This window comes from Sphingomonas sp. (assembly GCF_041661825.1).
Classification (GTDB): domain Bacteria; phylum Pseudomonadota; class Alphaproteobacteria; order Sphingomonadales; family Sphingomonadaceae; genus Sphingomonas.
The window spans coordinates 352,120-373,625 of sequence record NZ_JBAZTU010000005.1; the positions used below are offsets into that span (position 1 = coordinate 352,120).

At 66.0% G+C, this 21,506-nt stretch carries 19 protein-coding genes; 5 read left to right on the forward strand and 14 right to left on the reverse strand.

Annotation, left to right across the window (positions count from 1 at the left end; genetic code table 11):
• Position 1: 1 nt before the first annotated feature.
• Positions 2 to 1,141 carry a tRNA guanosine(34) transglycosylase Tgt gene (gene tgt, locus WC729_RS23910; protein ID WP_372856962.1) on the reverse strand — a complete coding sequence of 380 codons (1,140 nt, stop codon included), beginning with the start codon at positions 1,139 to 1,141 and terminating at the stop codon, positions 2 to 4.
• A 73-nt stretch (positions 1,142 to 1,214) separates the two neighbouring features.
• On the opposite strand from tgt, the gene WC729_RS23915 reads away from it, so the two are divergent.
• Positions 1,215 to 1,907: a hypothetical protein gene (locus WC729_RS23915; RefSeq protein WP_372856963.1), complete on the forward strand. Its 693-nt coding sequence runs from the start codon at positions 1,215 to 1,217 to the stop codon at positions 1,905 to 1,907.
• Positions 1,908 to 2,026: 119 nt separating this feature from the next.
• On the opposite strand, the gene WC729_RS23920 is transcribed toward WC729_RS23915, so the two are convergent.
• The 3 genes from WC729_RS23920 to WC729_RS23930 are packed head-to-tail and all read right to left on the reverse strand — an operon-like array spanning position 2,027 to position 4,500.
• Positions 2,027 to 2,932, reverse strand: a complete 906-nt coding sequence (locus WC729_RS23920) for a GNAT family N-acetyltransferase (protein WP_372856964.1) — start codon at positions 2,930 to 2,932, stop codon at positions 2,027 to 2,029.
• Between the two features lie 39 nt (positions 2,933 to 2,971).
• Positions 2,972 to 3,775 carry a DNA polymerase beta superfamily protein gene (locus tag WC729_RS23925; protein WP_372856965.1) on the reverse strand — a complete coding sequence of 268 codons (804 nt, stop codon included), beginning with the start codon at positions 3,773 to 3,775 and terminating at the stop codon, positions 2,972 to 2,974.
• Positions 3,775 to 4,500: an HAD hydrolase-like protein gene (locus WC729_RS23930; protein ID WP_372856966.1), complete on the reverse strand. Its 726-nt coding sequence runs from the start codon at positions 4,498 to 4,500 to the stop codon at positions 3,775 to 3,777. The genes WC729_RS23925 and WC729_RS23930 overlap by 1 nt, the downstream gene beginning before the upstream one ends.
• Positions 4,501 to 4,781: 281 nt before the next feature.
• On the opposite strand from WC729_RS23930, the gene WC729_RS23935 reads away from it, so the two are divergent.
• Complete coding sequence (locus tag WC729_RS23935) at positions 4,782 to 6,557, forward strand: adenylate/guanylate cyclase domain-containing protein (RefSeq protein ID WP_372856967.1); 1,776 nt, start codon at positions 4,782 to 4,784, stop codon at positions 6,555 to 6,557.
• Positions 6,558 to 6,583: 26 nt separating this feature from the next.
• Here WC729_RS23935 and WC729_RS23940 read toward each other — a convergent pair whose 3' ends face one another.
• The 3 genes from WC729_RS23940 to WC729_RS23950 form a co-directional block, all read right to left on the reverse strand.
• Positions 6,584 to 7,141: an EF-hand domain-containing protein gene (locus WC729_RS23940; protein ID WP_372856968.1), complete on the reverse strand. Its 558-nt coding sequence runs from the start codon at positions 7,139 to 7,141 to the stop codon at positions 6,584 to 6,586.
• 273 nt (positions 7,142 to 7,414) lie between these two features.
• Positions 7,415 to 8,836 carry an amidase family protein gene (locus tag WC729_RS23945; protein WP_372856969.1) on the reverse strand — a complete coding sequence of 474 codons (1,422 nt, stop codon included), beginning with the start codon at positions 8,834 to 8,836 and terminating at the stop codon, positions 7,415 to 7,417.
• The gene (locus tag WC729_RS23950) at positions 8,833 to 10,254 is read right to left on the reverse strand and encodes an MFS transporter (RefSeq protein WP_372856970.1); all 1,422 of its coding nucleotides are present in this window, start codon (positions 10,252 to 10,254) and stop codon (positions 8,833 to 8,835) included. Before WC729_RS23950 ends, WC729_RS23945 begins: the two co-directional genes overlap by 4 nt.
• A 183-nt stretch (positions 10,255 to 10,437) precedes the next feature.
• Here WC729_RS23950 and WC729_RS23955 point away from each other — a divergent pair, with 183 nt between their 5' ends.
• The 3 genes from WC729_RS23955 (at position 10,438) to WC729_RS23965 (ending at position 14,287) form a co-directional block, all read left to right on the forward strand.
• Positions 10,438 to 11,310: an alpha/beta hydrolase gene (locus tag WC729_RS23955; RefSeq protein WP_372856971.1), complete on the forward strand. Its 873-nt coding sequence runs from the start codon at positions 10,438 to 10,440 to the stop codon at positions 11,308 to 11,310.
• A gap of 36 nt (positions 11,311 to 11,346) precedes the next feature.
• Entirely contained in the window at positions 11,347 to 13,575 is a 2,229-nt protein-coding gene (locus WC729_RS23960; RefSeq protein WP_372856972.1) for a TonB-dependent receptor, read from the forward strand.
• A 91-nt stretch (positions 13,576 to 13,666) separates the two neighbouring features.
• Positions 13,667 to 14,287: a TetR/AcrR family transcriptional regulator gene (locus tag WC729_RS23965; protein ID WP_372856973.1), complete on the forward strand. Its 621-nt coding sequence runs from the start codon at positions 13,667 to 13,669 to the stop codon at positions 14,285 to 14,287.
• A 67-nt stretch (positions 14,288 to 14,354) separates the two neighbouring features.
• Here the strand turns inward: WC729_RS23965 and WC729_RS23970 are convergent, their stop codons facing one another.
• The 7 genes from WC729_RS23970 to WC729_RS24000 form a co-directional block, all read right to left on the reverse strand.
• Entirely contained in the window at positions 14,355 to 16,937 is a 2,583-nt protein-coding gene (locus WC729_RS23970; protein ID WP_372856974.1) for a TonB-dependent receptor, read from the reverse strand.
• Positions 16,938 to 17,113: 176 nt separating this feature from the next.
• Positions 17,114 to 18,139, reverse strand: coding sequence for a tRNA preQ1(34) S-adenosylmethionine ribosyltransferase-isomerase QueA (gene queA / locus WC729_RS23975; RefSeq protein ID WP_372856975.1), 1,026 nt, complete (start codon positions 18,137 to 18,139; stop codon positions 17,114 to 17,116).
• 37 nt (positions 18,140 to 18,176) lie between these two features.
• Complete coding sequence (locus WC729_RS23980; protein WP_372856976.1) at positions 18,177 to 18,926, reverse strand: peptidylprolyl isomerase; 750 nt, start codon at positions 18,924 to 18,926, stop codon at positions 18,177 to 18,179.
• A 177-nt stretch (positions 18,927 to 19,103) separates the two neighbouring features.
• Positions 19,104 to 19,604, reverse strand: a complete 501-nt coding sequence (gene coaD, locus WC729_RS23985) for a pantetheine-phosphate adenylyltransferase (RefSeq protein WP_372857184.1) — start codon at positions 19,602 to 19,604, stop codon at positions 19,104 to 19,106.
• 70 nt (positions 19,605 to 19,674) lie between these two features.
• Entirely contained in the window at positions 19,675 to 20,340 is a 666-nt protein-coding gene (locus WC729_RS23990; protein ID WP_372856977.1) for a GH25 family lysozyme, read from the reverse strand.
• Positions 20,341 to 20,354: 14 nt separating this feature from the next.
• The gene (locus WC729_RS23995; RefSeq protein ID WP_372856978.1) at positions 20,355 to 21,251 is read right to left on the reverse strand and encodes a polyprenyl synthetase family protein; all 897 of its coding nucleotides are present in this window, start codon (positions 21,249 to 21,251) and stop codon (positions 20,355 to 20,357) included.
• 4 nt (positions 21,252 to 21,255) lie between these two features.
• Positions 21,256 to 21,495, reverse strand: coding sequence for an exodeoxyribonuclease VII small subunit (locus tag WC729_RS24000; RefSeq protein WP_372856979.1), 240 nt, complete (start codon positions 21,493 to 21,495; stop codon positions 21,256 to 21,258).
• Positions 21,496 to 21,506 lie beyond the last annotated feature (11 nt).

The following is a 21,506-nucleotide window of genomic DNA, read 5'->3' on the forward strand; positions in this document are numbered from 1 at the left end:
GTCACTCTCCCTTGGGCGGGCCAGCATAGTCCCGTCTGAACGCATCGGCAAAGGCCGTGATCCGCCCGTTCGCTATCGCGTCGCGAAGATCGGCCATCAAGACCTGATAAAACCACAGATTATGCTCGGTCATCAGCATGGCGCCGAGAATCTCGCCGGCGCGGACGAGATGATGGAGATAGGCGCGGCTCCAGGTGCCGCAAACCGGGCAGGGGCAGGCGGGGTCGAGCGGGCCGGTGTCCTCGGCGAACTTTGCGTTGCGGATGTTGATCGGGCCGGTGCGGGTGAAGGCCTGGCCGGTGCGGCCTGAGCGGGTGGGCAACACGCAGTCGAACATGTCGATGCCGCGCTCGACCGCGCCGACGATGTCGTCGGGCTTGCCCACGCCCATCAGATAGCGCGGCTTGTCGGCGGGGAGCTGGCCCGGCGCGAAGTCGAGGCAGGCGAACATTGCCGCCTGGCCCTCGCCGACCGCGAGGCCGCCGACCGCATAGCCGTCGAAACCGATATCGATCAGCGCCTGGGCGCTTTCGCCGCGCAGCTGCTCGTCGAGCGCACCCTGCTGGATGCCGAAGATCGCGGCACCTTCCGCGTGCGCGCCGCCGCCGTCGAACGCGTCGCGGCTGCGCTTCGCCCAGCGCATCGAGCGGGCCATGGCGGCGGCCTGCACTTCCTTGGTCGAGGTGGTCGGTACCAGCTCGTCGAACGCCATGACGATGTCGGAGCCGAGCAGGCGCTGGATCTCGATCGAGCGTTCGGGTGAGAGGGTGTGGCGGGTGCCGTCGAGATGGCTCTTGAAGGTGACGCCGTCCTCGGAGCGGGTGGTCAGGTCGCTCAGGCTCATGACCTGGTAGCCGCCTGAGTCAGTCAGGATCGGCCGGTCCCAGCCCATGAAGCCGTGCAGCCCGCCGAGCCGTGCCACGCGTTCCGCGCCTGGGCGGAGCATCAGGTGATAGGTGTTGCCGAGGATGATGTCGGCGCCGGCCGCGCGGACATCGGCCGGCTTCACGGCCTTGACCGTCGCGGCGGTACCGACCGGCATGAAGGCGGGGGTGCGGATCGTGCCGCGGCGCATCGCGATCTCGCCGGTGCGGGCCTTGCCGTCGGTGGCGTGGATGGTGAAGTCGAAACGGGGGGGCATGGATGAGCCTCTAGCGGCGGAAGTCGGCGCCTGTCGACACGCATCGCTTCGCCGGCCTAGACGTTGCCGCATCATGGCCGACGACCAGACGGAAAAGCTGCGCGAGATGGCGCGGCATCGCGGGCTGAAGCTGAAGACGTCGCGGCGGCGCAAGCCGGGCGGCGATTTCGGGCGCTTTGGGCTGGTCGATGCGGCGGACAAGCCGGTGCTGGGTATCGGCGACAAGGGGCTCGAGACGAGCGCGGAGGAGGTCGAGGCCTATCTGCGCGACGCGATGCGCGCGACGTGGAAGAGTTCGGCCGGGACGGTGAAGGCGCGGGAGAAGGTTGCGCCGGAACCCGACCCCGAGCCTGAGCCTGAGCCGAAACCGAAGCCGAAACCCAAGCCTGCCCCCAAACGGAAGCCGGCTCCAAAACCAAAGCCAAAACCCAAACCGAAATTCAAGATCGCGGTCGCCAACCTGTTCGCGAAGCTGCCTGCTGCCAAGCGCGCAGAAGCTTTCACCGAATTGCTTGACGGTCCCGGTGTGCGCATCGAACGGATCGTGTCGAATGGCCAAGCGACGCCCGAAGACGAGCCGATGGTGCAGGAGCAGGACGAATGGGTCGTGCTGCTGCAGGGTGAGGCGGGGATCAGGATCGAGGACTCAGTGGCGGTGACGTTGAAGCCAGGCGACCATCTGACGATCGTGGGCGGGCAGCGGCATTGGGTGACCTATACCGCCCATGGCGAGCCGACGGTGTGGCTCGCGGTGCATGTGGGCTGAACCCCTCCTTCCCCGGCGAAGGCCGGGGTCCAGTCGGGAGGGCTGAAGTTACGACGCGCAGCGCCAGCCAACGGGCCTTCCCCAACTGGACCCCGGCCTTCGCCGGGGAAGAGTGAAGGTCAGAGCGTCAGTTCCCAGATCTCGCCTTGTTCGGGTTTGCCGAAGCTGTGGTGGATCTCGGTCTTCACGATCTCGAACCCCGCACCGGCATAGATACGGCGGGCGCTGAGCAGCACGCTATGCGTCCAGAGCCGCAACGTCGTGTAACCAGCCTCGCGCGCGAAGGTGACGCAGCGGCCGACCAAGTCGCCGCCGATGCCCATGCCGCGCGCCCAGGGCTCGACATAGAGGAGGCGAAGCTGGGCGACGCCGCCGCCGGCATCGACGACGAAGATCGAGCCGGCCATCATGCCAGCGCTTTCGGCGACCCAGCATTGTTCGCGGCCTTCGCGATAGTCGCGGAGGAACGCCGAGGTGACGTCCCCCAGCAGCACCTCCATCGGCGCGGCCCAGCCATGGCTCTCATTGTAGAGGATCGCCTGGCGCGCAGTGATCATGCCCATGTCGCCGGCGCGGAAGGTGCGGACGGCGTAGCCGGCGGCCTCGCCAGAGGTGAGTAGCCCGCGCGCGGTGTCTAGCGCGGTGACCAGCACGCGCCGGTCCGCCACCGCCAATGGGGCGACACGGTGTTCGAGCACGTCGCGCTGGCGCTTGTCGAGATCGGCGAACATCTCCCGCCCCGCTGCGGTCAGCGAGATCGGGCGGCGCCGGGCATCCTCGCCGCGGCCGCGCTCGATCCAGCCATGCGCCTCGAATTTGCGTAGCATCCGGCTGGCATAGCCGGCATCGAGCCCGATCACCTCTTGCAGGTCGGTCGCCACGGGCCGGTCGCGCGTCGCGATCTCGTAGAGCAGCCGCCCTTCGGCGAGCGACAGGGCGCTGCCGAGGAAGCGCTGATCCAGGGCGCCGGAGAATTTGGTGTAGAAGCGGTTGAAGGCACGCAGCGAGGGAATGGTCGAGTCCATGTCCCGTTGATGCGACTGATACTTGACGATGTCAAGTAATCACGACGACGCGAAACGCTCCAGCATCTCGTAGAAAATCGCATCCGCCGCAGCATGCGACCGGGCATCGACCACGCCCTTCGGCTCCGCTTCGGCGATCGCATATTCGCCTTCGACGAATGCTTCGATCTCGGCGGGCATCGGCGCCAGGCCGAGTTCGCGCGTTTCCGCCTTGCGTGCGATGAGGTCGGCGATGATCGCCCGGACCTGTGCCGGCGGCTCGCACTCGGCGATCAGGGTCGGGAAATGCATCGGTGGCGTGGCGGTCGGATGATAGCGCATCCAGCGCAGCACCGCGGCCGGGCGCAGGATGTAGAAGAGCCGCTTGATCGCGACCCCGTCCTGGTCGTTCGCGCGCTTCCATTGCTGCATGCCTAGATGGAGATAGTGGCGCCGGACCAGTTGCAGCGGCGCATGGGCGTCGGCAAAGGCGAGCAGGGCATCGCGGAAGGTGGGATCGCCGCGATAGACGATCGGCGAGCGCAGCCATTCGATCGCCACCGCGTTGCCCTTGACGATAAGTCGCAGGGCCTTGGCGACATCCCAGCCATTGACGTCGAGCAACCCGTCGAGCGGCGTCTCGATCACGTCGCGCTGCGGCCAGAGTGTCAGATAATCCTGCCGCCGCCGGACGAACAGGAAGCGGCAGTCATAATCGCTGTCGGGTGACGCGAAGCCCCAGGCGCGGCTGCCGCTTTCGATCGCGAGCGGCATGGCGACCCGGTCGTCGTGCACGATCGCCTCGAGCCGTCCATCGATCGCCGCGACGGTTGCCGCGTCGAAATCACCGGGAATCGATCGCATCAGGCCTGCCGCTGCTCGCCACCGTTGGCATGGGCGTCGCCGAGCAACAGCCGGGCGACCTCGTCTGGATGTTCGAAGAACAGGTCCGGCCCGGCATTCGTCAGCGCCTCGCGGTGGGCATAGCCCCATAGCACCGCGCCGGCGGTGACTCCGGCCTTGCGTGCGGCGGAGATGTCGCGCGTCTCGTCGCCGATCGCGATCGCCTCATAGGGTTCGACATAGGCGCGGCGCAGCACCCGGCGATAGCGCGGCGCCTTGCCGAACAGCGAGGCGCCGCATTCGAACCAGTTGATCCGGGCGACGTTCGCCGGGCCCAATATGGCCCGTGCATTGGGTTCGGAATTCGAGGTGACGAGCGCGATCTTGAACCCGGCATCTGCCAGATTGCGGAGCAGCGGCTCGACGCCGTCGAACAGCGCGATCTTGTCGGTCTGCTCGGCAAGCCGCGCATGGAGATAGCGGCCAATCCCGGGCAGTTTCCAGCGCGGGATGCCGAGATAGCGAATCACCTCGCGGCTGGTGCGGCCGCGCAGCATCTCGACCTCTTCGGAACTGACCCGGCGGAAGCTGAAGCGCTGCGCCAGCTGGTCGGACATCGACAGGAACCAGTCGCCGCTGTCGGCCAGGGTGCCGTCGAAATCGAAGATCACCAGGCGATAGCGGCGCGACGCCTCGCTCGCCCCAATGGCGGCCTTGCGGTCGTCCGGAGTGGAAAGGAAATTCACGTTACCGCTCGGGCTTCGGGGCAAGCGAAGCAGCGGCGAGGATCGGCATGCGCATCTCGGAGGCCTTTTTCACGGGTCAGCAGGGTGGCGGTGCCATGGGCCAACACGCGATAGCCCAATCGAACTGCGTGGCGATAGTCGTTGCGGAGCTTTTGGTGAATCGATGTCCGGTGGAGAAGGAGCGATTGTGGACCCATCTTCATTGCACGGTAGGGGCTGTCGGCGGATAATGCTCGCGAGGTGCCGTCGGGAATGGGCGTCCGGGGCCGGGGGAACGAACGATGGCCGAAAAAGCCGGCCCGGATGAGGCCGTTTCGACGAGACGCGGCCTCTCCATGGGCCAGAAATATATCGGCTTGAGCGTGACCCTGCTGCTGCTGATGTTGGCGGCGGCGGTCTATTCCTTCGTTCAGGTCAGTCTGGCCAGTGACGAGACTCATCTTCTCACGGACGTGGTCGAGCCGCTCGATCACGAATTGAACGATCTCGCCCAGAATGCGTCCGCCGAGGCGCTCTCGGTCGAACGGGCGCTGCGTTATGGCGGCCCGCAGATCAACGATCCGGTGCGTGCGAAGGAGCAGGCGAACCGGTTCGCTGAACTGTCCGATCATGTCGGCACAGGGATCGCCACGCTCGCGCGCCACATCGCGACCTATGAGACCCGGACGAAACGCACGGATATCGCCGTTGCGCTGGGGCGGCTGGATCTCGAACTGCAGGCAGTGAAGCGCGAGCATCAACGCTACCGGGCTTCGGTGAAGGCCCTGTTGAGCCCGGCACCCGGTACGCCGCGTGAGCAGATCAATCTGCTCGAGGCACATACGCAGCAACAGGAAGTCGCGCTGATCGCCGCGATGGCGCGCCTGACCGGTGAGACCGGCAGGCTGGCCGCCGCGAGCGAGGCGGGCGAGGGAAGGACCATGTCCCGATCCCTGCTGGCGTCGAAAGAAAACCTGATCCTGGCGATCATCGCCTTCCTCGCGGGATCGGTGCTGTCTTTCCTGTTCACCCGCCACATGGTGGGGAGGGTTCACCGGCTGATCCGGGGCACGCACGAGGTGCGGCGCGGCAATCTCGACGTGACCCTGTCCGAGCCCGCGGGCGACGAGATCGGGCAGCTGACCAACGCCTTTTCGGACATGGTCGGCGAACTGCGCAGCAAGGTGGCGATGCGGCAGACCTTCGGCAATTACATGGATCCGCGCGTGGTCGATCGGCTGCTCGGCGACGACCGCGCCGTGCTCGAAGCGGGCGAGCGGCGGAACATGACCGTGTTCTTCTCCGACCTTCAGGGGTTCAGCGCGATCTCGGAAACCCTGACGCCGACATCCCTGGTCAAGCTGATCAACCGCTATCTCTCGCTCGCGTCCGAGCCGATCCACGAGAATCAGGGCGTGATCGACAAATATATCGGCGATGCCGTGATGGCCTATTGGGGCGAACCCTTCACGCAGGGCGACCCTGTGCTCGCGGCCTGTCGCGCCGCGCTGGCCCAGCGGCTGCAGGTGACCGCGCTGCAGGCGGAGCTGCCTGAATTGCTCGGCCTGAGGCGAGGGGCGCCCGAGGTGAACATCCGGATCGGCCTGGCGACGGGCGATGTCGTGGTCGGCAGCATCGGGTCGTCCCGGTCCAAGTCGTTCACGATCATGGGCGATCCCGTCAACATCGCGTCGCGCCTCGAAGGGGCGAACAAGATCTATGGCACGACCATCCTCGCGGACGAGGCGACGATCGACCGGGTGCGCCCGCATATCGACGTGCGCGAGATCGATATCATGGCCGCGGTCGGCAAGAGCGAGGCGGTGCGGGTCTTCGAGCTTCTCGGCGAAACCGGCCGGACCGAGTCCGGCCTGCTGGAACTGCGCGACCTGTTCGAGGTGGGGCTGTCGGCCTATCGGGCGGGCGACTGGGCCGTCGCGGCGGGCCGCTTCGCCGAGTGCCGGCGGATCGCGCCCAATGACAAGCCGTCCTTGCTGTTCGAGGAGCGCGTCCGCCTTTTTCGCAAGACCCCGCCCGGGAAGGGCTGGACCGGAATCTGGGTGAACGCCAACAAGTGAAGCTTGCGACGGACGCAGGCCTCACCTCATCTTTTGGGCTTCTTGCCGCGCGGGTCCGGGCGTTCGCCGATCGCCATGGCCTTGATCGTCAACAGCTCGGCGCGGGTGAGCACGCCGTCCTTGTCGGTGTCGAAGCGCGCGAACAAGGTGGCGAACTGCGCCTCCAGCTCGGTCAGGGTGATGCGGTTGTCGCCATCGGCATCGACGGAAAAGGGACTGGGCAGGGCGTTGCGATCGCCCAGCCACAGCAGCGCCCAGTCGCTATAGCCGATATAGCCGATCGATCCGGCGTTGCCGGTGTCCACGCCGGCGAAGCTGCGCTTCACGCATGCGTCGAGCTCGGCCCGAGTCACCTTCGCGTCACCATCGGCATCGCAGGCGGCGATCATCAGCGCGACGGGTTCCGCGACGATCGTGGCTGGCGGCTGGCCGCCAGTCGCGCTGCCGATCGGCGGGCTGCCGCCGGACGGGAGTGTGATCGGCACCCTTTGTCGTGCGTCCTGCGCGACGGCCGGCGCTACGGCGAACAGGCCCAGGAGCGCGCCGGCGAGGATCGGCAGATGGAGTATGGAAAGGGCTTTCACGGGATCGGCACGCTCGCTCATCGGAGTCGTGGGAACCGATAGCCGGATTCCGGCGGCTGGGGATAGGTGGTCGTGCGACAGTACGGGCATGGCCGCGGTTCAGGGTGACGCGGCGGCGCGTTGAATCAGGGCAGGGGCGAATCGAAAATGTCAGTAGGGTTGCTGACATTTTGAAAACACGCGGCCTGATCGCGACGATCCACATAAGCCGCTGATATATTGGTATAATATTCTATAACACTGGCGATGGGCGGCGATGACCGGCAGAAGAAACTAGTTTTCTCCCACCCAGACCGGCGGTTTGTGGCGCCACCATTCCAGCTTATCCTCCAGCTGACCGGCAAGGGCGAGCAGAAGGGCTTCGCCGCCGGGTCTGGTGGCAAACTGGATGCCGACCGGCAACCCATTGTCGCTGAAGCCGATCGGCAGGCTGATCGACGGCGAACCGGCGAAATTGTCGATCCAGCAATAGCCGGCATAGTCGACGAGATGGTCGCGCTGATCGAGCCATGCCGTGTCGGGGCCGAAGACGCCGATACGAACGATCTCGGTGCTGAAGGTAGGCGTCATCCAGATATCGATGTCGTCCAGCAGGGCGAGATAGGACGCGACATGTCCCTCCATCCGCTGCCAGGCCGCATCATAGCGTTCGTCCTCGATCCGGTCGCCCTGGAGCACCAGCGTCTTCGAGCGATATTCCAGGTCGTCCGGTTCGATCGGGATGCCGATCTGTTTGGAAAGCAGCCCGAGCCGCCGCGAGAAGGTACCTTCGGTGACGATATGCAGCGCCTCGATCGCGGCCGAGGCGTCGAACGGCAGCTGGCCGTCGCCGACGCTATGGCCCAGCCGTCCGACCAGGTCGATCGTCTCCGCAAAGACGCGCGCGACACTCGTGTCGGGATCCGCGCCGGTGCGCATGACCTTGCTGTAGGCGTGGATACGAAGGGGGCGGTCCACCGGAGCGATAACGAGCGGGACAGGGGCGAAGGCAGCGTTGGACGCTCGTGTCTGGGTCGCTTCAAGCCACGCCGCCGTATCGCGCACCGTGCGGCTGACACAGCCATTGACGCTGAGATCGGCAATGGAGCGCATCGCCTCGTCGCCGATATTGCGTCCGCGCGAGGGCTTCAGGCCGACAAGGCCGCAGGGCGCGGCGCCGTGGCGGATCGATCCGAGACCGTCGCTCGCATGCGCCACGGGTACCACCCCCGCCGCGACCGCGGCCGACCCGCCGCCCGACGAGCCGCCGGGTGTGTGGTCGAGACTCCACGGATTGCGCGTTATCCCGACCAAGGGCGATTCGGTCACCACGTTGAGCCCCAGCTCGGGCATCGCCGAACGGCCGATCGAGATCAGGCCCGCGCCGGCAATGGCGCGCGTATAGGGCGCGTCGTCGGGCGCGATGAAGTCGCGGAGCGCAGCGGCGCCCCAACTCGCCGGGATACCCTTTTCCATGATCATGTCCTTGATAATGGTCGGTACGCCGGCGAGCGGCCCGGTGCGGGGAGTGGCCGCCTGCATGCGGGCGCGATCGAGAGTCGGCCACGCCATGAAGTTGAGCTGGAGGTTGGCCGCCTCCGCACGCTCGATGGCGCTTTCCACCAGCGCGGCCGATGTCGTCCGCCCCGCCTGGAGCGCCTCCACCATGCCGATCATGTCGACAGGCCGGCTCCCGGTCGCGGTGTCCGTCATCATGCTTCTTCTCCCGAAAGCTGGGACCGGACAATCCGCACCGTCACAGCATAGGGGCGCTGGGCGAGCGACAGGAGGGCGGCGGCGGCCACGAGCGACGGCAGGCTGACGATAGCGATCGAATAGAGCATGCCCCGCGGCCCGACGATCAGGCCGGAGATCAATCCGATCGCCAGCGGGGACGCGGCCAGCGCCAGCGCGTTCACGATGCCGAGAAGGGCCAGGACGCGTGAGCGCAAATGCGCGGGCGCCAGGTCCTGAATGACCCCCGGCATCAGCGCGGAGCCGGCAACGCCCATCGCACCCTGAAGCGCAGCGATGGTATAGGCCTGGAACGGCGAGGTCGCGAACGGCAGGAACGCGGCCGGCAGGGGCGCCAGCCAGAAAAAGAAGCCTGCGACCCTGATCGGCGGCAGCCCGCCGGCGCGTTGCCCGAGCTTGAGGGCAATGCCCGGCAGGAACACCCCGATCAGCGTCGCCGCGGTGACCGCCGTGCCGAGGCCGACCCCGACGGTCGCGGGATCGATCCCGAACGCGCGCGGCAATGCCAGGGGAAACCAGTTGAGGCCCGATGTCATGGCGACGGCCATGGCGAAGATCGCGCCGAAGACGCAGGCCAGCGAGCGCCAGTGCGTTTTCGCATAGGGCAGGAAGTCGAGCATTGCTCCGTCGGCGTCGTCCTTGCCGGAGCGCGATGGCGGAGTCGTTCGCCTGGCCAGCGGCATCGTCACGACGAGCAGGAAAAACAACGGACCCGGAAGGGCGATCGCCACCATCGCGATGCGCCAGGAGTCGATGCCCGCGAGCCATGCCGGCAAGCTGTCGGCCGACACCGAGAGCCATTCGAGCATCGCGCCGCCAAGCGCTATGCCGATACCCGATCCGAACAGCGATCCGGCGTAGAAGACGAGATTGGCCGTATGGCGCTTCCGCTCGGGAAACAGGTCGGGGATCATCGCATAGACGATCGGCGCCAGCCCGGCCTCGCCGATCGCGATCCCGACCGTGCCCGCGAACAGGCCGCCGAAGCTGTCCTGGAACGCGCAGAAGAAGGTCGCCAGCGACCAGATGCCGACGCCGATCGCCAGGATCAGGCGGCGTCCGAACCGGTCGGCAAGCCATCCCATCGGGTAGCTGGCAACACAGGCGAAGATCGCCATGCCGAGGCCTTGCAGCATCCCGATCTGAAGGTCGGTAAAACCCAGCGACGTCTGGAGCGACGGCGCGATCAGGCTGAGCATCTGCCGGATCACCAGGGCGAAGAGTGTCGTCATCAGCAGAACCGCAAGGCCATACCAGGCCAGGGCGACCGCCCTGCGCGACTCGTCGACCTGTCCGTCCGCTGACGACATCGTGCCCACCATCCCGGACGAGGGAAGCGGTGAAGGCTTTTCCGTGGCCGTGCCCGTCCCGCTCTTCATGTCCATTCTCCCAGGCCTCTGTCGCAGCGCGCAGGGTCGCCTCTCAATGACACCTTAATAAACAAGTTGACTTTATTGTAAAGTAGGCAGAGGAGTCGCTCCAGAAGGATTTTCACGGCCCATCAGCCAGAGATGGCGCACAGGCCTCCAAAAAAAACGGCCGGCGCCTGATGGAGTAAGTCGATGCCATTTTCCGTTCGCGCTTCCCTCGATCAATTCACGCTCGCGCATCCGTCGGGCGACGGGCACCTCACGATCAGTGTCGCGGCGCCGGTGGTGGAATCGCCGGGTGGCAGGGTGCCGGTTCTCTATGTCGTCGATGGCGATGTCGCGTTCGGCCTTGCCGCGGAGATTGCGCGGGTGCTGACGAGCGTGGCTGCTTTCCCTGCCTTTTACGTCGTCGGCATCGGCTATGATGCGGCCTATGCCGCATTCCTGAAGCTGCGTACCGCAGATCTCTCACCGCCGATCCGAGCCGAAGCGCTCACGGAGCTGGGGGCATTGGGCGATGCCATCGGCGGCGAACGAAACGGTGGCGCCGATGCTTTTCTCGCATTCCTGGCCGAGACGCTCAGGCCCGAGATCGCAGCCCGCTATCCGCAGACGGCAGGGGGCGATCGGATCCTGTTCGGTCATTCGCTCGGCGGCCTGTTCGCCGCCAACGCGCTGCTGACCAGGCCCGACGCGTTCGCCGCCTTCCTGATCAGCAGCCCGTCGCTGTGGTGGGACGATTTCTCGCTGTTTCAGAAGCTAGCGGCGTTCAGGGAGCGCCTCGCGGCGCTGCCCAGCCAGCCGCGCGTGTTCGTCGACGTCGGCGGCAAGGAGCAGGATCTTCCGACCAGCGTGCCCGACGGCCTGGGCGTTACGCTCGAGGAAGCGCAGACGCAGATCCGCGCCGCGCGAATGGTCGACGCGACCAGGGAGTTCGCCGACGCGCTGCGCAATGCCGGCGTCGCGGACCTGCGCCACATCGCCTTTGCCGAAGAAGATCATATCTCGGTCGCGTCGACCGCGATCCTTCACGGCATGCGCTTTGCGCTGGGGCGCGAACGCTGAGGCTTCGACAATTTCCGACATCAAGAGGGGGATCGAATGCGAGGTCTGACACGAACAGTCACCGGAACGGCGCTGGCCATCGTCATGGCCTTGCCCGCCGCCGCCTGGGCGCAGGACGAGAATCAGGGGACTCAAGACGATATCATCGTCACCGCGCAGAAGCGGACTCAGACGCTGATCGACGTGCCGCAGTCGGTGTCGGTCGTGTCGGGTGCCACGCTCGAACAGCAGGGCGCGACGAACTTCAGCGATTATCTGAAGAATGTGCCGAGCCTGCAACTGGTCCAGGGCACGCCCGGCCAGGGGCGGCTCATCCTGCGCGGCGTCAACACCGGCGGCGTCGCATCGACGGTCGCCGTCTATGTCGACGAGACGCCGTTCGGTTCCAGCACCGGGCTTGCCAATGGCGCCGAGCTGGCCGGTGATGTCGATACGTTCGATATCGGCCGGATCGAGGTTCTGCGCGGCCCGCAGGGCACGCTCTATGGTGCCAGCTCGCTTGGCGGGCTGCTGAAATTCGTCACCAACGAACCCTCGACCGACGGCTTCGAGGGGAAAATGCTGGGCGGTGTCGAATTCACCGATGGCGGCGATGCTTCCTATCGCGGCGCCGGGATGATCAACGTGCCGCTCGGCCACACCCTGGCGTTCCGTGCCTCGGGTTCCTACCGCAAGCAGGGAGGCTATATCGACTCCATCGGCACGGCCGGATCCAATGTCCGCAGCAACATCAACGCTCTGGAAAGCTATGGCGGCCGCGCCTCGCTGCTATGGAAACCCGATTCCAGCCTGAGCGTCCGGTTGAGCGCGCTGCTCCAGAATCTCTATGTCGACGCGTCGAGCTTCGTCGAAGCGGATCCAGCGACCCTGAAGCCGCTTTATGGCGGCCTGACTCAGGCCGAATATCTGCCGACGTTCAGCAACATCCAGTACCGGCTGTACAATGCGACCATCGACTATGATGTCGGCCCCGCGACGCTGACCTCGGCGACGAGCTATGGCGAGCAGCTCCAGTCGTTTCGCGCCGATTATACCGCCAATCTCGGCGCAGCGCTGGGCGGGCCCTATGTCTATTTCGATCAGCTGACGCAGAACCGCAAATGGACGCAGGAGCTTCGCCTCGCATCGAATGGCGGCGCCTTCGTCGAATGGCTGGTCGGCGGTTATTACACGCACGAAAAGGCAAGGATCTTCCAGAATCTGAAAACCGCCGTGCCGGGCACGCCCGGCACGCTGACGCCGATCGACCTGCCGTTCGAGTTCGCCGTCTACAATCTCGACTCCCGCTATGAGGAGGTTGCCGGCTTCGCCAACGCGACCTTGCACCTGGCGCCCTGGTTCGATGTGGATCTCGGCGGGCGCTATAGCCACAACCGCCAACGCGCCGATCAGGTGACGGACGGCCTGCTGCTGGGGGCGAGCGTCATCGACAATCTCAAATCGTCGGACTCCGTCTTCACCTACTCGGTCGCGCCCAAGATCAAGTTCGGCAAGCGGGCATCGCTCTACGCAAGGGTCGCGAAGGGCTACCGTCCCGGCGGCCCGAACGTCATCCCGGTGGGCGCCCCGGCGGGCACGCCCACGACCTACCAGCCCGATACCGTCACCAGCTATGAAATCGGGTTCAAGGGCGAGACCGTCGACAAGAGCGCCTCGATCGAGGCAGCGGTCTATCATATCGACTGGAGCGACATTCAGCTTTCCGCCGTGGTCAACGGCTTCGGCGTCAATGCGAATGGCAAGGGCGCGAAGGTCGACGGCGCCGAAATCACCGCGACGCTCCGGCCGACCGCCGGACTGGCGACGTCGGTCAATTTCGCGCTCAACGATGCCAAGCTGGGCGGCGATACCGATCCGCTCGTCGTCGGCGCGGTCAAGGGGGATCGCCTGCCGTTCACGCCCAAATATGCGGTCAGTGTGAATGCCGACTATCAATGGGCGCTCGGCGGCGATGTCACCGCGTCGATCGGCGGCTCGATCCGCTCGCTGTCGGGGCAATCGGGCAATTACGATCCGGCCTATCGGGCGACCTACGGCCATTTCGCCAGGGTGCAGGCTTATGAAGTGATCGACCTTCGCGCGGGTCTCTCGTTCGGTCGCTACGCGATCAATGCCTATGCCAACAACCTGACCAACAGCGCGGGGATCACGGCGATGCAGGGGTTGTTGGGGGTCGCGGGGCTCCCCAGGAATGCCAATGGTGCGATCGGGACAAGCGTGCTTCGTCCGCGAACGATCGGCCTGAACCTGACCGCCGGCTTCTGATTTGCCTCAGCGTCTTCCGCTGCAAGTTTCGAGTGAGTCCGTGGAAATCTGGCCTATGAGTGAGCTGAAAACTGTCACAGATGATGCCACCATGACGGCGACCGCCGTAAAACCTCGTCGCAGCCAGGCCGACCGAAGTGCCGCCACCCGCGCCAAGGTGATCGCGGCCGCGAGCGACGTCCTGCGCGCTCAAGGCTATTCGGGCGCGACGATGCACGCGATCCGCGATGCCGCGGGGATGAGCCTGGGCGCGATCCAGCATCAGTTCCCGACCAAGGCCAAGATCATGGCGGCGGTCGCCATCGAATTTTCGAGCTACCGGATCGAGGTCTACGCCGATGCCATTCGACGGGGAAGGACACCCCGCGAATCGATGGAGAACCTGATCGACGCCAATTTCGAGATGGTCGGCCGGCCGGAGATGGCAGCGTTGCTGGAAATCCATCTCGCGCGTCGCAACGACCCCGATCTGGATCGGGAGGTTGGACCCAGCACCCGGCGGTTCGACCGGCGGGTACGTCTCTGGGCGTACAAGATCCTTCACGCCGCGGGAATCCAGGAAGCAGAAGTGCACCGGAACCTGCAACTGCTCAACAATGCGGTCACGCGCGGCCTGACGGTGGAATATATCCGCAATCCGAACGCGCCGGCGATCGAGCGGTCGATCCGGATCTGGAAAACGCACCTGCTCGAGTTGATCTTCGGCGACTGACCCGGATGAGTCGGACGGGGCCCCGATAAACGGGACCCCGTCCTCCGGTCTGAACGCGGTAACGGCGTCAATAGGCAGCCGACAGCGTCAGGAACCACTGGCGCGGCGCGATCGGATAGGCCGAATAGCTGTTGGTCGCCGATCCGATCGACAGCGTCGATACGCCCTTCCTGTCGGTCAGGTTAGTGACGTTCAGCGCAATCTCCGCCTTGCGCAGCGGCAGGATGTTGTCCGGAATTCGCGCCGCGAGACGCAGCGAGGTCAGGAAATAGGACGGCACGCCGGCATCGTTGGTGAAGGTGCTGAAGCGGCGGCCGACATAGTCGCCGATCAGCTGCGCCTCGATCGGGCCGAGCGACACCGTCGCGACCGTCTTGTTCATCCATTTCGGCGTTCCCGGCAGCTGCTTGCCGCAGGTCGGCACGATGCCGGCATTCTCGGGGTGTGCGGCAGCGTCCGGCCCGCCGACGAGATAACCGCCGAGGCACGTGTCGGTGGCGCCACCGATGCCGGTCGCGGCGGACCGGTAGTCGCTCTGGTACTTGGACAGATTGTACGAGACGGCGTTGTAGAGCGAGAAGACCCGGCCGACGCGGAACGTGAAGGCGGCATCGACGCCGTCCGTCTTCACGTCGCCGACATTGACCAGGATCGAAGTGCCGCCGGTGATGCCGCTGCCCGCGATGCCGCCCGGATTGGTCGAGATCGCCAGCAGGCGGTCGTTGAACACGACGTGGTAATAGTTGATCTGCGCGTCGAACCCGATGTCGCCGGAGAAATTGCGACGGGTGCGCAGGCCGCCTTCATAGGTCCAGCTGCTCTCGGGCTTGCCCTGGTCGGCGAACGCGTCGAACGCTGCCTGGCTTCCCGTGAACCATGGGCCGCCACCGCCCGCCAGATAGGCCTGATATTGGCGCAGGTTCTTCTGGACGTTGAAATAGACCTCTTCGTGCCCGTTGAAGTCATAGGTCGCGCCGATCGCCGGCAGGAACCAGCGCAGCGTGTTGATCTTGCCCTGCGGCAGGCCGCCGGACAGGCCCGACAGCGATCCGGCCTTGGGCTGAACCGGGAAACGCCCGTCCGCCCATTGCGCGCTGGTCTTCACGCCGCCCTGGACGAGCAGCCGGTCGGTGACCTGCCAGGTGTCCTGGATATGGAGCTGCAGCTGGTTGATCGACGCGTCGCCCTGATACTGGGTGAACAGCGGCGTCGCGACATCGAGCGGGCGGATATAGGGCGTGCTCGATGCGGGGTTGTTGACGTCGACGCCGTACCACCGGCGCCACTGCGTGGTGCTGTTATGCTCGAACCAGCCGCCCAGCTCGATCTTGTGGCTGCCGAGGTCGAGGTTGAGCGCGGAGATCACGCCGCCGCGATCGATCCGGTATTCCGTGGTGCGCGTGATCAGGCCCGAGCCACCCGTCGCCTGGACCAAGGCGGCACCCGCCGCGGCCGCCTGGGCATCGGTCAGCGCCGTGCAGGCGGTGGGCCGGATTCCGTTGGCGTTGGCGCCGAAGCGGCAATTGGCGGGGAGAGTCGCATAGTTCGGATCGAGATAGGGCTGGGCCGTCGTGATCGACTGGCCGAGCGGACCCGCAACAACGCCGGCGCCGTCATTGTGATGGAAATAGGCTGTGGTCGACCAGGTGATATGGTCGGAAAACTTCGCGTCGTAGCGAAGATAGCCGAGATAGTCGGTCCGCTGCGCATCCGAATAATAATTGCGATAGTTGCTGCCCACGGCGGCCGGGGAATTGCCCATCGCGTTCAGATAGGACGTCCGGTACCCGCTGAAATCCGGGTAGTAGAACGGCTTGGTATAGGGCGTGTAGAGCTGGACCGGGGTCGCCGTGCCGCCGGCGGAAGGCTTGAAGAAGACGGTCGCGTCTTCGTTCGGCTGAGTCATGTCGTTATAGTCGAAATAGAAGGTCAGCTTGCCGATCGAGCTGTCGTGCACCAGCTTGGCGTTGGCCTGATAGCCGCCCTGCGTGCCGTTGAAGTCCCAGGCCCGGGCATGCTGGCGCGCAGCCGAGATATAGCCCGATGTCGTGCCGCCAGCGAAGGTGCCGGTGTCGATGCGGACGAAGCTGCGCGAGGTATCATAGCTGCCGACGGTCTGCGCGGCCTGGACGCCGAATCTGTCCAGCGGGCTCGATGAAAAGGTCTCGACGGTGCCGCCGAGATTGCTGTTCGATGCCGTGGCGAGATCGCCGGCGCCCGTCGACACGACGACGCGGCCGACATTCTCGGAAATAACCGCGCGCTGCGGCGAAAGGCCGTTATAATTGCCGTAGCTCTGGTCGCCCAGCGGGATGCCGTCCATCGTGTAGCCGAGCTGGTTGGCAGCGAAGCCATGGATGAAGATCTGGGCGTTCTGCTCGTTGTAACCCCAGGGATCGGCGGTGATGTAGAGCACGCCGGGCAGCGTCTGGATCGCCTTCAGCGGCGAGACGCCCGGCAGGATCTTCTGGATCTCGCTCTGGGGGATCGCGGTCGACGAGCGCGTCGATTTGGCGGCGGTGACGACGATCGTCGAGGTATCGTCGGACTGGCTTTCGCTCGCAGCGACGTCGGCCGTCTGCGCACAGGCCGCATTGGCGTAGAGAAGCGCGCTGGCGAGCGCGAGCACGCTGGAAGTAAATCGGATCACGAAAAGGCCCCTCTTGTATCGCTGCTGCAACGCAGCACGGAGCGCCTGTGCACGCGGACAATGCCATTTCCGCGACGTTTCCGTTGCGATGTGATGACAACGGACGATCCGAGCGATTCGCCTGACCGGCGCGGCCGCCCTTCAGCGCAGCGCGGGCGTTTGCCGCCCCACCGCCGTCACGGCAGCAGCAGGGATCCATCCCCATAGGAATAGAACCGATACCCCCCGGCGATCGCATGCGCGTACGCCGCCTGCATCCGCTCCAGCCCCATCAGCGCGGACACCAGCATGAACAGGGTCGATTTGGGCAAATGGAAATTGGTCACCAGGCCGTCCACGCCCCTGAAGCGGTAGCCGGGGGTGATGAAGATCGCGGTGTCGCCTTCGAAGGGATGGATCGTGCCGTCTTCGCCCGCCGCGCTCTCGATAAGGCGCAGGCTGGTGGTGCCGGCGGCGATGATGCGGCCGCCTTTCCGGCGCACCTGGTTGAGGCGATCCGCCGTTGCGGCGTCGATCCGGCCCCATTCGGCGTGCATTTTGTGGGCGTCGGTATCCTCCGCCTTGACCGGCAGGAAGGTGCCCGCGCCGACATGCAGGGTCAGCGTCGCATGGCCGATGCCGGCCTTCTCCAGGCTCTCCATCAGCGCCGGCGTGAAGTGCAGCGAGGCAGTGGGGGCGGCGACGGCGCCCTTTTCCGCCGCGAACATGGTCTGGTAGTCCTCGGCATCGCGCGCATCGGTCGGCCGTCTCGCGGCGATATAGGGCGGCAGCGGCATGCGCCCGGCACGTTCCAGCAACAGCTCGACCGGCTCGTCGCCGGCAAAGGTCAATGCCAGGCTGCCATCCTCGGCGCGGTCGCTCGCGATCGCGCTGACGTCGGCGCCGAAATCAATGCTGTCGCCTTCGTGCAAGCGCCGCGCATTGCGGATGAAGGCGCGCCAGCGGCGTGGGCCCTCGCGCTTGTGCAGGGTCGCGCCGATCTTCGCATCTCCCCGTCGGCCCTCGAGCTGGGCGGGGATGACGCGGGTGTCGTTGAAGACGATCAGGTCGCCCGCGCGCAGCTGGCCCGGCAGGTCGGTCACGCTCAGGTCGCGCGTCTCGTCGCCGTCAAGCACCAGCAGCCGCGCCGAATCGCGCGGGGAAGCCGGCCTGAGCGCGATACGCTCCGGCGGCAGCTCGAAATCGAACAGGTCGACCTTCATGAGAGCGGCCTCTTTGCCCGCCCGCTATCGGCGTCGGTTACTTGGCTTTTGCCTTCGGGGCGGGGGCCTTGGCTGCCGGAGCCTTGGGGGCGGGCTTCTTCGCGCCAGCCGCCGGCACCTTCACCACCAGCGGCGCGGCGGGCGCGTCGGTCAGCGACAGGGTCGGCGCGGCCACCACCGGTGCGGGCGGTGGTGCGGTATAAGGCGGGGGGTTGTCCGATCCGATATAGGCGTGGAGGATCTTGGTCGGGTTCGCCGGCGGCTCGCCGCGCTGGATCGCATCGACATAGTCCATGCCTTCGATCACGCGGCCGAACACCGTGTATTTATGGTCCAGCGTCAGGCGCGGCTGGAACACGATGAAGAACTGGCTGTTGGCACTATCCTCGTTATCGGCAGTGCGCGCCGCCGATACCGCGCCGCGCACATGCGGCAGGAAATTGAATTCCGCCTTCATGTCGGGCAGCGTCGATCCGCTGGTGCCGTCGCCCTTGGGGTCGCCGCCCTGCGCCATGAAGCCGTCGATCACGCGGTGGAAGGCCAGCCCGTCATAGAAATGCTGGCGGGTGAGCTCCTTCACCCGGTCGACCATCTTCGGCGCGGCATCGGGGCGCAACCAGATGACCACACGCCCGCCGGTCGACAGGTCGAGATACCAGAGATTTTCCGGATCCCTGGTCGGGACAGGTGCACGCCCCGTGATCTGGGTATCCAGGTTCTGGGCAGTCGCGGTGCCCGTGACGAAAAGGGCGGATACACACGCGATCAGGCTGGCAATAAAACGCATCATATCCCCGTAACATCCTGGCCCCGATACTTCGGACCCGTAAGGCTAGACCCGTTTCCGGGCCCTGCAGCGCGCTTAGAGCAAATCCCCGCTTGCGCCAATCTGAACATCCCGCTGCAACCGTCCTCATCCGACGCAACCGTGGCGCTCGTGTGGCAGGCGCTGCGTAAAATCGCGTCAGCTTCCCTTGCGGCCGATCTTCTCGACCCGGGCGGCGACGTCCACGGCGACGGCGGCCGAGACAAACCGGTCGATCGGCCCGCCATAGAGCGCGATCTCCTTGACCAGCCGGCTTGCGATCGGCTGCAGCGAGACATCGGCCATCAGGAACACCGTCTCGACGCGCGGATTGATCTGCTGATTCATCCCCGCCATCTGATATTCATATTCGAAGTCGGCGACGGCGCGCAGGCCCCGCACGATCACCCGGGCGCCCTCGCGCTCGGCGAAATCCATCAGCAGCGAATCGAAGCTGACGACATGGATCTCCCCGCCGATCCCCGCCACTTCGCGCTGGACCATCGCCATGCGCTCCTCGAGGTCGAACATCGGCGACTTTGACGGATTGGTCGTCACGCCGATGACGAGCCGGTCGACCAGCTTCGCCCCGCGCCGGATGATGTCCATATGCCCGAGCGTGACGGGATCGAAAGTGCCGGGATAGACGCCGGTACGGATGGTCATGTCGACTGCCTCTGCCAAGCCCGCAAGGTTTGAGCACGGGGACTGCGGGGGCGGGGTTCGGGTGTCAAGGCCGCATCACGTTCCAGTCGACCCGGCCGGCGATGCCGCGGACCCGGCGAAAGCTGGACGCCTGCCAGATCGACCAGGGGCGGGCGCCCCAATTCGGCTCGAGCACCAGCCGGCGCAGCCATAGCGGACGCTGGACGCGCTTGCTGAGCCCGTACGCGGCATCGAATTCGCGGGTGAGGTAAAGCGTGACCGGCTTGCCGAAGCGTGCCTCCACCGGGCGGATGAAGGCGGCCAGCTCGGTGATGAGCACCGCGGTCGACGGGCGCGCCGCGCAATTGCCGCCGAATTCCAGATCGATGACTGGTGGCAGCGCGTTGGGGTCGAGCGGCACGGTCGCGATGAAATTGGCGGCCTGGTCGGCGCCGGACCGGCACAAGGTGAAGAAATGATAGGCGCCTCGCGTGATCCCGACCCGGCCGGCGGCGGCCCAGTTCTCCGCGAACCGCCGGTCGCGATGATCGCCGCCTTCGGTCGCCTTGATATAGGCGAAATCCACCTGTTGCGCGGGCAGCGCGGGCCAGTCGATCGCACCCTGATGATGCGAGACATCGATGCCCTGGCGGGGATAGCGCGATTCCGATGGGCGCCAGTGCAGCGCATAATTCCACCCGCCGATTCCGATCGCCGCGAGCAGCAGCAACACGGCGACGATGCGCAGCAACGGGCGATATCGGCCTATCGGTCGCGTTCCAGCGTGAAGCGCGCGATCTGGCGCAGCAGGTCGGCCTCTGCGCCGAAGCCCTGAAGGTGCTGGATCGCCTGGTCGACCAGCATCCGGGCCTGCGCGCGGGCGCGATCGACCCCGAGCAGCGACAGGAAGGTCTCCTTGCCCGCGCCTTCGTCCTTGCGCAGCTTCTTGCCGGCCGCCGCCTCGTCACCCTCGACGTCGAGCAGATCGTCGGCGATCTGGAAGGCGAGGCCCATGTCGCGGGCATAGCCGCGCAGCGGCGTCCGGCCTTCCGGCGGGATTCGGCCGAGGATCGCGCCGGCCTCGACCGAGCAGGCGATCAGCGCGCCGGTCTTCATCGCCTGCAGCCGGGTGACGGTCGGCAGGTCGAAACTGGCTTTCTCGGCTTCCAGGTCCATCATCTGGCCGCCCGCCATGCCCGCAGGCCCGGCGGCGCGCGCGAGATCGAGGACGAGTTCGCTGCGCACGAAGGGATCGGGATGAGTCGCCTGATCGCCGAGGATCTCGAACGCGAGCGCATGCAGGCAATCGCCCGCCAGGATCGCCGTCGCCTCGCCGAACATCTTGTGCACGGTGGGTTTGCCGCGGCGCATGTCGTCATCGTCCATCGCCGGCAGATCGTCATGGATCAGCGAATAGACATGGATACACTCGACGGCGGTCGCCACGCGGCCGGCGCAGTCGCGATCGACCCCGAACAGCCGGGCGGTCGCGAAGACGAGCAACGGGCGGAGCCGTTTGCCCCCACCGATCGCGGCATGCCGCATGGCCCGATAGAGATCGGCGCGGGGATCGTCGGGAATCGCCAGCAGGACATCGAGCCGCCGGTCGACATCGGCCCCGACCTGCGTGAGCGCTGCCTGCAGCGACGGGGACGCCGTCACCGGATCAGCCCGCGGCAAAGGGCTGGGTGCCGGCGGCGCGGCCTTCGCTGTCCAGCCGGATCGCCTCGATCCGCGCTTGCGCCGCGTCGAGACGGTCGGCGCAGCGCCGCCGCAGCTTGTCGCCGCGTTCGTACAGGCTGATCGCCTGGTCGAGCGGCGCCTCGCCGGTTTCGAGCCGGGAGACGATCGTCTCCAGTTCCTTCAGCGCGTCCTCGAACGACAGCTCTTCGATGGGTCTCTCCATCGCGCCGCTAT